Here is an 11,887-nt window from a genome sequence, read left to right as displayed (position 1 = left end):
TAAAGTAGTGACCCCTTGCTTCTGTCGAAAGATGGATGACAAATTGCTGGCGACATGATAATAACATTTGTTATTTGTTGGTTCTTATTTGTGAGTTGTTATTTGTCTACTGAAAGATACTTATTGGCGTTCAAAGTTAAGTTGCTTGCTGATATTTCTCAACTTTCGATAACCCGAACCGAAAGTGCTAAAGCAGGTGCAATCGCAGGGTGGCGTATCACCATGCTCAAAGAGCTTTCGCGGTGAGGCAAGGGAACCTTAGCAATAGGATATTAAGGCCACAATGTCTTAAGAATCCTCGTGCCTTAAGGCCGAGGAGTGTCAAAGGATTTCTACATACCCTTCTGTTCCATGTACGCGAATTCGTTGCCCATCTTTTATCAGTTTGGTAGCATTTTCTACTCCCACAACTGCTGGTAAGCCATATTCACGTGCGATAACTGCTCCATGAGTCATCAGTCCACCAACTTCGGTGACTAAGCCTTTTATGGATACAAACAATGGTGTCCAGCTAGGGTCAGTAAAGGAGGTGACTAATATATCTCCATCTTCCAGATCGGCATCTTCCATGTTTAAGATAACACGTCCTCGTCCTTCTATCACTCCGCAAGAAACAGGTATACCGACAATAGCGCCCGCTGGGAGATTTTCTCGTTTGTACTCACCTGCAATGATTTCACCGTCAGATGTGATCGCACGCGGGGGAGTCAGTTTTTCATGTAACTTGTACTCGTCTTTACGTTGGACGACGATCTGGTAATCCAGTTTACTGGTGCGTACAGCTTCGTGAAATTCTTCAAAAGTGAGATAGTAAATATCTTCTTTTTCATGAATAAAGTTGGCTTGTACGAGTTGTTCAGATTCTTTCAGCAAAGCCTGCTTATAAACAAAGTAACGACTCACGATGCCGTATTTTGGATACTCACGATAACCAATGAAATTCCGGATCAGGTCGATCATTCGTTTTGTTTCTTTGGCTTTTTGTTCACCATCCGGTAATTGCTTCAGTCGATCTAATAACTCTTGTTCTTTTTTCAAAGCTGAGCGTCGCCCCTGCTCAAATTTCCGATTGCTGGCATTCGGCTCAAAGTTTTTGATGTTACTGAGAATCAAAGGGACAAGTGTAGTTGGTTTTTCGCTCCAACGAGTTCTCGTAATATCAATCTCTCCGACACATCGAATTCCGTATTTGTTAAGAAAAGCAATTATTGCGTCCCTGGCTTCCTGTCCACCCTCAAACTGAATCAGTTCATCCAGAAAGTTGTCATCTTTGACCTGTTGTAAATATTCGACGACTTCTGGGTAAGGACGAATCACATCTGCGACATCCAGTAACGCCAGACCCATTTGTGAAGTGATATTATTGAGTGCCGATTGAGAAAGCGTGTCTGCTGCGTTTTTTTCGCCTAACCACTCGTTCATTTTTTCATTGATCCAGGAGGAAGCATTCATACCAGTCATCAGCACGCCAAAACTCTGTGAATCAGAGTTAGTCTTCTTTAATTGCTGGATATCTTCCAGGATTAAATCAAACATATCCGATCCTGATTTCGTTTGGATGGTTTGTTTTAAGGCTTCGATCGAGGTTTGACTCTGTTGAATCAAATCAGCAACAATCGCCGGATCGTAGTCGTTTAGGGTTTGAAAATCCGCAGGCGATCGACCTTTACTGCTTTTGCTGGGACTGCGATCGTCGGGTAACGATTTTATAAAATCTCCCCGCTTTATGATGGTTGTAAGTGCGTCTTTCATGAGCGGATCGGATTTTCCCAATGTGACGTTTAATATAGTTTCTCTGCCGACAGGTGAAGCCAGCGTCGCTGTAACATCAACAAACAACCTTCCACCTGCAGTGTGCATGGGTGCATGGGTCGTTAACAGGAAAAAAGACAATCCCAATGGTTTCATGGCATCGGTCATCATTTGGTTGTGACCGACAGAAACAAAGACGTGATTTTCCCGATCGTTCGTTTCAGGAATTGGGAATAAAGTAGTGATCGGACGACTCTGGACAATATAAAATTTATCATCTACCAAGCACCATTCAATGTCCTGGGGACAGCCGAAATGTTCTTCGATCTTTCTGCCCATGCGCTCAAGCTGCAAAATCTGCTCATCCGTCAGCGCTTGCCTATTCTGCCGAGCGGGTTCAGTCTCCTGTTGCTGCGTACCGCCATTTTTTAAGGCATAAATCGCCAGTTTTTTGGTAGATATCTTTTTGTCAAGAATCTTGCCGCCGCACACTTTATAGTTATCAGCATTCACCAGACCGGAAACCATTGCCTCACCCAGTCCGAAGCTGGCATCAATGGATAACACTTTTCGATTAGAAGTGACGGGATCAGCAGTAAACAAAATGCCTGCCACCTGCGGAAAGACCATTTTCTGAACAACTACAGACAGGTAGACTTTGCGATGATCGAAGCCGTTTTGGAGGCGGTAAATGACTGCGCGATCGGTAAATAGCGATGCCCAGCACTTGCTGATGTGTTTTAGGATTGCCTCTTTTCCGATAATGTTCAAATACGTATCCTGCTGTCCTGCAAAGGAAGCCGTCGGTAAATCCTCTGCTGTGGCGCTCGATCGTACTGCACAGGCATTTTTTTCTCCAAGCCGGGAGACAAGGCGGGCGATCTCTTCATTAATGTCTTGAGGAATAGCTATCCCTTCGATGAAAGAGCGAATCTCACCGCTAAGTTGACGGATTTTATCCCGGTCTTCCACCTTTAGAAGCGATAACCGATCGAGTAATTCATTAATCGAGGACGTTTCCCCAATGATTCTTTTAAAGGCGCCGGTAGAAATACAAAAGCCATCTGGTACGGGTATTCCTTCAATCTTGGATAGTTCCCCCAGGTTCGCGCCTTTACCCCCAACAACCGTGAGTTTTGTTTTGTCAATGTCCTGAAAACCAAGCACATATGAACTCATATTTTTACCTCCTTTGGCAATTCCTTCTTTGATAATTTCGCTAAATCCTTTGGGCTAAAACGATTTACCGGAGTATTGCACTTCAAGCGGTCTAGGTTTCACCATATCGGTCTGGTCGAATGCGACGCGCCGTACAGTATATTCGGGCAGCCGCCACCATGATAGTTGTTCGCAGCCAGCACGATAGTAGGGCGATGCTAAACTGGCTGCAGATCCGTCTCGTGTGGCAACTCAGACCGCGCATCGAGCCGACGCTAAAGTAGGTCAAAATGAAGTGATGACTCGCATCATATTGGTAGACCAGGCTCGACATTCACTAAGACGCGGGCTGAGTGCTGATGGCGCACCCTAGGGGATGGCGATTATTTCCAATTTTGCCACGAACTATTGAAAATAGAAGTACCCGGAAAGGCGATCGGATTGGCATTTTGTTGCAAGCGCAATTGCAACACTTCCAAGTTCGGCTCGCGGGATGGCAATTCGTCCACTAATTCATAAGGTAAAATCCCTTTTTCCAAGGAAAAAGCAGCCGCAACTCCCGCCGCCGCACCAGCAGACCATTCAAAAGAATGCACTCGATAAGCAGCGGCCGCTGTGTGGCTAACAGCTATACTTTTACCTGCCACTAACATATTGTCAATTTTCTGGGGAATCATTGCCCGCAGCGGGATTTGGAAGGGATAAGCTTGCCCTTGACCTTTGCGAGTGCCTTCGCGTTCGGTATTTCCCGGTGCTTCCGGCGGGCTGTTGGTCATGCAGGGGTGAAAGTCGATCGCATAATGACCAATACCCACGGAATCAGGATAAATCGTAGCGCGCGATCGCGATTTTGTATCCTCAACAGATTGACTTCCGACAGCCAAAGCCGGCGCATTCAAACCACCCACAGCCAACCACAAATTGCGATACTCTTCCTCCGACAAATTCTGGCGATAAAAATCAGCCGTAAAGTCAGTGCGAGACATATCAACTTCCCACACCGTAAAACCTTGAGGCTGATTAAAACTCGGCCGCCCAATAATACGTCGGCCCTCCCGCATATAAGGATATTTAGAAAGTCCGTGCACCGTCCCCATCGGCGAATCCAACCCGCTCAAAAAACGATTGTTTGGATTAGGCTTTTTTACTCCATCTCCTAGCTGCGAGTCAGTAGTTCCTGTTACCAACCAGTAGAAGAATCCTTTGGCATTTTCCTCTCCTTTTCGCAAAGTTTCGGTTCGCAAACCGCCCATCCATCCCCCCGGTTGCAGTTGACCTGCTTCTTCCAACTGCTCGCGAGAATAAATTAAATTATCCTGGGCAGAACCGGGACGATAGTCATTGCCCCAAGTCCAGTTTTGCATCGATATATCCCCCGGATAAATCGGGAACTGCTTCGGGTCTGAAGGTCGTTTTTGATCCGGTCTCATGCTCCTGATTTGGCGGTAGGTGAAAACTAAGGGAAAGCTCGCCAATCTCTGCAATTCGTAGCTGTAGTAAGGAGCATATTGTTGATAAAAAGACGGCACTTGATGCTGCTGCGGTTCCTTCGTTGCCTGCATCGCAAAGGTGTAGGTAAAACCTTGAGTGCAGTAAGCGTCGCCGGTAGGGCTGGCGGAGGAAGGTTCGAGAGGGGAACGTGGGTCAATTCCGAGGCGGTAGGGAACATCGGCAAGTCCGATTAATTCGCCTGTTTCAGTCGCATCTACAACGTACCAATCAGCACCTCTAGGTTTGGAATTTGACTGGTTGGGTGGTTTGGGAATAAACTGAATAATAGTTTTGTTAAATCGCGCCGAATTTTCGTAGCGATAGGCATCTTCGATGGTTTTAGACAGGGTTTCGGTGTTGAGTGGTGGCGTGTTGGTGGCGGGTTTGTGTTGAATGGCGATCGCACTTTTAATTTGTTGGCCGCCAACCGTATTCCCCGCCACAGCAGGAGTAATTTCTAATTCTTTAATAACCGTATTGGGAAACCATTTCAGGGTGCCTTTGCCTTTTCTAGCGGCATCCTGCAAGATGTTAAATAGAATTTTGTGACCGTCGTAGGGCATGAAACAGGAATAGCTAACCCAACAGCCTCCGGGATTTAGCCGGCCGTAATGTTCCTTGAGCCTCCCCCGCAATTCGAGGTAGCCGCGGGGGTAATATAAGAGCGATCGCTGAGTTTCTCTTTCGTCTAGTGCCGAAGTTCCCTGGGAGGAAATTTGACCGCCTACCCAGTCAGTAATTTCAGTAAGGCAAACTGTGCGCCCCGCCAGCAAACCTTCGTAAGCGGTAGCAGCGCCTGCGAGCCCGCCGCCTGCTACTAGAATGTCGCAAGTTTCCTGTTTGTCGGGATTGCGCACAGGTGCGGCAAACGCTGGGGTAATAGCTGAGATCGAGGTAATTAGGCTGAGGGTGAAGGTGACGATCGATCGACCTTTGAGCGAAAATAGATACCGTCGCAGTTTCATGGGAGATTGTGGAATTAATTTAGACATCAGCGAAAAACACTCATCGCATTTAAATGTTTATTTTGCAGTATACTGGTATTTCGCGGTGAGGTCAGGGCAAAGTTTTTTTATATAAGAGGCTTTAATACCAGCAACAACTATTGAACAGCCGGATGAACCTTATGCTCAAGATCGTCAAATTTTTTAGATCGTTGATTCCTTTTGATAGTTTAACAATTACGACCAGTTTAACTTTTTCGGAAGTTTTGCGCAGGTTGGACGAAGTTGTCACTCCTCCCAAAGTTTTTAGAATAATTATACCCTTTGGCCCGCCACCTGCAAAACCTTATGAAGGAACAATTTCTGGCAATACCTTCAAAATCAATCGCATCATCATCGGCCGCAATTCCTTTTTTCCAATTATCCAAGGAGATATCCATTCTCAACCTTTTGGTTGTTCCATCAAAATTAGGATGAGTTTACATAAAATAGTCATAGGATTGATGATTCTTTGGCTGTGGACAACGGGCAGTATTGGAATGTTTGCTTTATTTGCTTGGTTCGTAGAACCCTCTGTGGGACCAATATTTTTACCGATATTAGGAATGTTTATTTTTGCCTGGGTTTTGTGCTTGATTCCCTTTAAAATAGAAGCAAAATCAGCTACAAAATTTTTATCAATTCTTTTAACATAAAGATCGGACGGCGGTTGAAACCGCGTCTATACAAACAAAACCTGCCTCCGCAGGTTGAAGAATATAAAATTAAAAACAATCTGGGTTCATCGGCATTAATTCGCGGTAAAAAAACATCAAATTTCCGGCATTACCAGAAAGAATTGGGTTAAAGCCGGAACCCTTGTAGGGAGAAATTAAAAGCAGACTATTCATTACTCCAATCCTCTTCCTTCCAGGTAGAGGTCGCCCTCAACTGTCAACTGTCAACTGTCAACTGTCAACTGAATGAACCATGCGTCAAAACCAACTCAAACAAAAAATCAAACAAGGCGAAACAGTCCTCGGTTTATTTATGAACTGCGCTTATCCCGCATTCATGGAAATATGCGGTCATGCTGGATTTGATTTTGCCGTCATAGACATGGAACACGGCCCCCTGCACCCCCTTGCTGCTGAAGATTTGTGCCGCGCCGCCGACTGTACCGGAATTGCACCGATTGTTCGTGTCCGCAAAAACGACGGGCCGCAAATTCAACGAGCTCTCGACATTGGCAGTGCAGGCGTTCAAGTACCTCAAATTGAAAGCAAAATCGATGCCGAAACCGCTGTCAAAAGTGCTAAATACAGTCCTCTGGGCACGCGAGGCCTTTCCTTCGCTACGCGGGCAGGACTTTACACCGCTGCAGGTACAAATATCACTGACAAACTCAACGAAGAATCCTTAGTTGTGATTCATGTCGAAGGCAAAGCTGGCATCGACAACCTGGCAGAAATTGTTACTGTGCCGGAGGTTGACGTGATTTTTCTGGGGCCTTACGATCTGTCACAGTCGATCGGCATTCCCGGCCAAGTCCGCGATCCCCGAGTCATCGACATGATGCAGGAAGCAGTGCAAACCATCCGCAAAGCAGGCAAAGCCGCAGGTACTTTTGCCGAAAACCCCGAAATCGCCCAGCAGTGGATTGATGCTGGCGTTCAGTACGTCGCACTTGGGGTCGATGTTGCCGTTTTCCTGCGGGCCTGTCAGTCGCTAGTGAAAGCGGTGCGGAGTTAAGCTGCTAAGTAAATCCACCTAATTAAACGTCAAATATCGATCGCTAAAAAGCTTGCTGTGTATGTCTTCTTTCCTCTTCCTTCTTCCCTCTTCCTTCTTCCTTCTTCCTTCCTCATTCTTCCTTCTTTACGATATCTTTGCAATTTTTGTAGTGTCTTTTACGACACATACAAAAAACCTGCGCTAGAGTAGAAGCATACACCTCCTCCAGGCAAAATTAGGGAGGGGAGCAAGGCTTCAGGGAGTAAAATCTATGAAAACCGTATTAGAATCCATTCATTTGGATTATGCCTTTATGTTTACTTTCAAAAAAGTAAACTCGATTAAGCTAGAAGGTTTCAAGGAATTTTTTGACGATATGCCTGTCGATCCGTATGTGAAAGGTAAGTATCGTTCGAGAAGATTGTCGCGGTTTACAGTCAATGGGAATGAGTTAGTTAAGTTACCTCACGGCTATTTCTTGCAAAGCAAAACATACAATCCGCTAGCGGGCGATCTGAGGCGGGAATTTGCCGAATTGGACGATCGGCTAATTGCTCTCGATAATTTCAAACAGATGATTTTTGCTTTTTTCGATTCTTGCAAAATTCACCCGGAAGCTGAAATCGGCATCCATCAAATCAGGATCACTTGTTCGCCGCACAATTTCGGCAACCCCGCACCGGAAGGCATTCACCAAGACGGTACTGATTTTATCGGGATTTTCTCGGTTGACAGAACTAATATTGTCGGCGGGGAAACACATTTGTACTTGGCTAAAAAAGAGAAGCCTGTTTTTAATAAAGTTCTGCATCCGGGAGAATTGCTGTTAGTTGACGACCACCAGTTTTTCCACTTTACTACACCGATTAAACCGGAATCGGAAGCGGTGGGAACTAGGGATGTCTTTGTGTTGACTTCTCCGAGTTTGCTTTGCGATTGAGCAAACAGGCCAGCGCGCACTTTTGCTGTCTAAACTCACTCATTTCTGGACACAAAACCTATGAAAAAACCGGGTTTTTTACAAAAATTATTGGTTCTAGCCCTTGATCCAGGCTAAAAAACCCGGTTTCTCTCGTCGGAGTCCAGAAATGTTCTATCGAAACTTCCGTTCAGACTCTTGAATGGGAACATCATTAATGCTGGCTTCACGTCTTCGCATTAACCCATTTTCTGCAAATTCCCACTGTTCATTACCATAGGCGCGATACCAGTAGCCAGAATCATCGTGCCACTCATACTCGAAGCGAACAGAAATCCGATTGTCTGTAAAACTCCACAGTTCTTTCTTTAAACGGTAATCTAATTCCTTTGCCCATTTTCGTCTTAAAAAAGCCTTGATTTGTTCCCGTCCGCTGAAAAATTCGGCGCGGTTTCGCCACTGAGAATCTTCCGTATAAGCTAAGGCTACTCGTTCTGGATCGCGGGTATTCCAGGCATCTTCAGCAGCTTGAACTTTGGCTTTAGCCGTTTCCAACGTAAAGGGCGGTAGAGGTGGTTTAGTTTCCATAAGCTTGGTTTTGTATGATATAAAAGGTAAGGTGCGGGATGCTCGCGCTACAGAGAGAGTTTTGGGACTTTGATATCAATCCTCAGCATCGGGATCGATTCCCATTGCTCGCAATCGCTCCGCTAACTGGGTGACTTTTCGCTCTGCTTGTTCGGCTCTTTCCCGTTCTTGTTCGACCCGGCCCCGCTCAATTTCAACTTGTTCCGAGCCAGTTAACAGCAAATTCCCCTGGGAATCCCACCACCGCAGCCAAAGAAGTTCTTAATTTTGATAGCTTCCCTGCCACAGTCCCAATTCTACCTCTAGTACAGGAATGGGATAGTGACCGCGTTGGTTTGGCTCCATCCTTCGATACACAAAATCTATCAGGTGATAGACTTCTAAATTGCCAGTTCTCATTTCATAAATACCGTAGTAAGGAATGCGGATAATTCTCTCGTACACCCAAAACTTACCGGGTTTAGTTGTTGTACCGTCAGGGGCCACAGAAAGCGGAGCTAGATACAATTGCTCAAAGCTATAAGATCAATAATATTCGGCTTTATTTCTTGCTGGATCTTTATTTTCTGCTTGATAATATTTTCCCAACACCTCTCTATATCTTCTATATTAATACCTTCACAACTTTTGTGCAATTCAAGATATTGAAATATTGGTCGAGATAATTGGGATTGTAAATTTTTTTTTCGTTTTTCAGGAATTACGATATACATTGGGAAGGTTGGGTCTATAAAGGTTAAGGGATTTAATTTAACATTAGCCACAAAATCACCCATACGTAATAGTCCAGAGTGAATTGTAGTAGTGCATTCAATTTCAAATAATGCTACTACTTTAAACTGGTCTTTTTCATTTAGCCATATTACATCAATTAATTTACTAATTTTTTCAACTTGTTTTTCTAATCCACCAATAGAGAATCCTTCCATTGTTAATTCTTTAAGTTTACCGAACCTAGAGTCCTCGAAACTATCGTCCCCGAATCTATACTCTCCGAATCTATAGTCCTTTGAGTGATCGTTTCGAGCAATCCATACTCTATAGCCTAATTTTTGTCCTATCTCTGCCAGAATTCCCTGCATTTTAGTATGTCTTGAAATCTTTGGTAATGAAGCTGTTTGTCCTATCTCTGCCAGAATTCCCTGCATTTTAGTATGTCTTGAAATCTTTGGTAATGAAGCTGGTGGATATTTTTCCTGGGAACTATCTTGAGACTTTGGTTCACATTTTAATGTTCTGTTAATGTGCTTAATTGGGTATTCTGCAAATAAATTTAACTGAATATCGCTTTTTTCAATTTTTTCAATAACTTTTTCTACTCCTATAGCATCGGTTATATCAGCCCTTTCGATATTTTTTACTGTTTGGTACTTAGCATTGGTAAGCTTAGCGCTTCTAAGATTAGCCCACTCTAGGTCTGCTCCTTCAAGATTTGCATCTCTCAAGTCTGCATAAATAATATCTGACCATTTCAGATTAGCCCCTATAAGAGATGCCCCTCTTAATTTGGCGTTGATTAAATTAGTATAGCTTAGATTGCTATAATTTAAGTTTGCATTGCTCAAATTTGCACCACTTAGATTAGCAAAGCTCAGATCAATTTCTGTCAAATCAGCATCCCTTAAGTCACAACCATGAAAATCTCTTCTGCCTTCTGCATAAAGTTCTTGCAGTTCGTTTTCATCTATATTCATAAACTCCTCTCAACTATCTTATTAAGGTACATTACTCTAAGTGACTGTAGAGCATATTATCTGTGTTCGCCCTACCTTCTCACTGGCTGAAATCCCTGCACAAAACTTATCCAACGTGGTACTTTATCACCTGTAATATTTAGGATAGGAATGTTGAAACTTCTGACATCGGGGCGACCGATTTCACCAGCCGAAAAAGTAATATTCGTAGGTTCCGATTTACCTAAACCATAGGCACTAGCTATTTGATTAGCAAGTCGGCAGGTTATTTCAAAACTTCCCATATTAATCGTGCCACCTCCAGCCTCGTAATTCCATGTAATACCGGGTGTTAAAGTCCCCTCCTGACACATAAAGTGAGTGACTTCAAACATTTTAGCAATGTGAACATCATATCGCCTTAAGCGTCCTCCATAGGCCGATGCTCTGGTATCACTTTCTGGTACTACAATCGATCCAAATCCTTCGTCAAAACCAAGCTTCATCGGTAGTGCCGTGGAACTTGTGAGCGGTTGACTCGCTTGAGGTTCTACGCGAGTCGGTGACATCTGTATTGGTTTGACAAATTGACTATTAGCGCGAATAAAACAACCTTGCGCCGCACCAGCAGTGTAGTTTTTTCCTACAAAAAGCCAAGGTAAACCCCTGGTATCAAGGAAAGTAACACCAGCATTACCAGGAAAGCTTTCAAAACGCTGCCCCTGTTTTAAAACACCAACTACAGACCAATTAAAAACATCAAATGGAGTGCGGTTGTCAACACGCATAAATTCTTCAAAAGAAGAATTCATACGACAATTTAACCCCTTTGGGTCTGGGTCTACTACTTCCCAATAAGTATGATAATATCTTCCCGTATAATCCCCTTGATTATTAGGACTTGGTAGAGGTGCAGTAGAACCCAGTTTAGCTGTTCCTAATACCAGCAGAGTTGCAAGAGTAATGGTTTTTAATTCTTTTAACATGGATATCACTTTTAAAACACTATATTGATCATAGTATTTAAGGATTTGCTGATACATTAACTCTATCATACTTTAGTATGAAAAACTATAGCTCAGACTTGAACTTTGCCTTCGCGGCTCGAAGCTTTTCCCATGCAGCTTCCGTTCCCGGTCTTGGTGGTTGCGCCGCAATTCTGGCAATCAGATCGCGATTTTTTTCTTCATAGTACAGCCGCAGTTCTTCAGCTTCCTTAAGCACCGCACCATTTGATACTCAGCTTCAACGCTGGCGCGATTTGCCTCAATATAAGCTAAAGCTGCGTTAATTTGTTCCTCTGTAAGGTCAAACAATCCCTTGATAAACTTAGGCGGATATTGAGCAGTCACATAGTCCATGATGTCGTAGAGGGTGATGCGCGTACCTGCGATAGACAGTCCTCTTTCGGTACGGAGAATAGCTGTTTGTTCGTCGGATATGGTTGTCATACCTATAACCTCCTTGAAGTTATTTCTATATTATAACAACTCTCAAAAGTCTGGCAACAATCATTAGTGTTGGGTTTATTTCCTGTTTTAGTAACGCGCCACAAAATCCAAGAAACCGGGTTTCTGCGATCGTCTTGGAATTCTCACGCCCCATTTAGTGAAGAAACCCGGTTTCTAACTCCCACGCTATCGCCCAAC

Annotated in this window: 10 protein-coding genes and 1 pseudogene; 3 read left to right on the top strand and 8 right to left on the bottom strand. The window is 44.0% G+C overall.

Going from position 1 to position 11,887, the window contains the following annotated elements; all coding sequences use genetic code 11:
• Positions 1-321: 321 nt before the first annotated feature.
• Complete coding sequence (gene ppsA, locus QUA44_RS09465; RefSeq protein ID WP_333249972.1) at positions 322-2,931, bottom strand: phosphoenolpyruvate synthase; 2,610 nt, start codon at positions 2,929-2,931, stop codon at positions 322-324.
• A gap of 362 nt (positions 2,932-3,293) precedes the next feature.
• Positions 3,294-5,393, bottom strand: a complete 2,100-nt coding sequence (locus tag QUA44_RS09460) for an FAD-dependent oxidoreductase (RefSeq protein WP_445243643.1) — start codon at positions 5,391-5,393, stop codon at positions 3,294-3,296.
• Between the two features lie 134 nt (positions 5,394-5,527).
• On the opposite strand from QUA44_RS09460, the gene QUA44_RS09455 reads away from it, so the two are divergent.
• Positions 5,528-6,040: a hypothetical protein gene (locus QUA44_RS09455; RefSeq protein ID WP_333249974.1), complete on the top strand. Its 513-nt coding sequence runs from the start codon at positions 5,528-5,530 to the stop codon at positions 6,038-6,040.
• 69 nt (positions 6,041-6,109) lie between these two features.
• Here QUA44_RS09455 and QUA44_RS09450 read toward each other — a convergent pair whose 3' ends face one another.
• The gene (locus QUA44_RS09450; protein ID WP_333249975.1) at positions 6,110-6,235 is read right to left on the bottom strand and encodes a hypothetical protein; all 126 of its coding nucleotides are present in this window, start codon (positions 6,233-6,235) and stop codon (positions 6,110-6,112) included.
• A gap of 79 nt (positions 6,236-6,314) precedes the next feature.
• On the opposite strand from QUA44_RS09450, the gene QUA44_RS09445 reads away from it, so the two are divergent.
• On the top strand, positions 6,315-7,076 hold the full coding sequence (locus QUA44_RS09445; RefSeq protein ID WP_333249977.1) for an aldolase/citrate lyase family protein: 762 nt from the start codon (positions 6,315-6,317) through the stop codon (positions 7,074-7,076).
• Positions 7,077-7,329: 253 nt separating this feature from the next.
• Complete coding sequence (locus tag QUA44_RS09440; protein ID WP_333249979.1) at positions 7,330-7,998, top strand: 2OG-Fe dioxygenase family protein; 669 nt, start codon at positions 7,330-7,332, stop codon at positions 7,996-7,998.
• 153 nt (positions 7,999-8,151) lie between these two features.
• Here QUA44_RS09440 and QUA44_RS09435 read toward each other — a convergent pair whose 3' ends face one another.
• The 5 genes and pseudogenes from QUA44_RS09435 to QUA44_RS09415 all read right to left on the bottom strand — a co-directional run bounded on the left by QUA44_RS09435 (position 8,152) and on the right by QUA44_RS09415 (position 11,689).
• A complete protein-coding gene (locus QUA44_RS09435; protein ID WP_332978470.1) occupies positions 8,152-8,565 on the bottom strand; it encodes a nuclear transport factor 2 family protein in 414 nt (137 codons plus the stop codon).
• Positions 8,566-8,640: 75 nt separating this feature from the next.
• Positions 8,641-9,060 (bottom strand): annotated as a pseudogene (locus QUA44_RS09430) (Uma2 family endonuclease); the annotation flags it as partial.
• A gap of 2 nt (positions 9,061-9,062) precedes the next feature.
• The gene (locus QUA44_RS09425) at positions 9,063-10,259 is read right to left on the bottom strand and encodes a pentapeptide repeat-containing protein (protein ID WP_333249981.1); all 1,197 of its coding nucleotides are present in this window, start codon (positions 10,257-10,259) and stop codon (positions 9,063-9,065) included.
• Between the two features lie 71 nt (positions 10,260-10,330).
• Positions 10,331-11,281, bottom strand: coding sequence for a hypothetical protein (locus QUA44_RS09420; protein ID WP_333309653.1), 951 nt, complete (start codon positions 11,279-11,281; stop codon positions 10,331-10,333).
• 123 nt (positions 11,282-11,404) lie between these two features.
• On the bottom strand, positions 11,405-11,689 hold the full coding sequence (locus tag QUA44_RS09415) for a DUF433 domain-containing protein (protein ID WP_333249985.1): 285 nt from the start codon (positions 11,687-11,689) through the stop codon (positions 11,405-11,407).
• Positions 11,690-11,887 lie beyond the last annotated feature (198 nt).

This window comes from Microcoleus sp. N9_A2 (assembly GCF_036701775.1).
Taxonomy (GTDB): Bacteria; Cyanobacteriota; Cyanobacteriia; order Cyanobacteriales; family Microcoleaceae; genus Microcoleus.
This window is presented reverse-complemented; position numbering and strand designations above follow the sequence as displayed.

Bases quoted from the DNA above. Each gene is read 5' to 3' on its own strand.
- QUA44_RS09455 (WP_333249974.1), top strand. From the start codon at position 5,528: ATGCTCAAGATCGTCAAATTTTTTAGATCGTTGATTCCTTTTGATAGT.
- ppsA (WP_333249972.1), bottom strand. From the start codon at position 2,931: ATGAGTTCATATGTGCTTGGTTTTCAGGACATTGACAAAACAAAACTC.
- QUA44_RS09445 (WP_333249977.1), top strand. From the start codon at position 6,315: ATGCGTCAAAACCAACTCAAACAAAAAATCAAACAAGGCGAAACAGTC.
- QUA44_RS09450 (WP_333249975.1), bottom strand. From the start codon at position 6,235: ATGAATAGTCTGCTTTTAATTTCTCCCTACAAGGGTTCCGGCTTTAAC.
- QUA44_RS09415 (WP_333249985.1), bottom strand. From the start codon at position 11,689: ATGACAACCATATCCGACGAACAAACAGCTATTCTCCGTACCGAAAGA.
- QUA44_RS09420 (WP_333309653.1), bottom strand. From the start codon at position 11,281: ATGTATCAGCAAATCCTTAAATACTATGATCAATATAGTGTTTTAAAA.
- QUA44_RS09425 (WP_333249981.1), bottom strand. From the start codon at position 10,259: ATGAATATAGATGAAAACGAACTGCAAGAACTTTATGCAGAAGGCAGA.
- QUA44_RS09440 (WP_333249979.1), top strand. From the start codon at position 7,330: ATGAAAACCGTATTAGAATCCATTCATTTGGATTATGCCTTTATGTTT.
- QUA44_RS09460 (WP_445243643.1), bottom strand. From the start codon at position 5,393: ATGTCTAAATTAATTCCACAATCTCCCATGAAACTGCGACGGTATCTA.
- QUA44_RS09435 (WP_332978470.1), bottom strand. From the start codon at position 8,565: ATGGAAACTAAACCACCTCTACCGCCCTTTACGTTGGAAACGGCTAAA.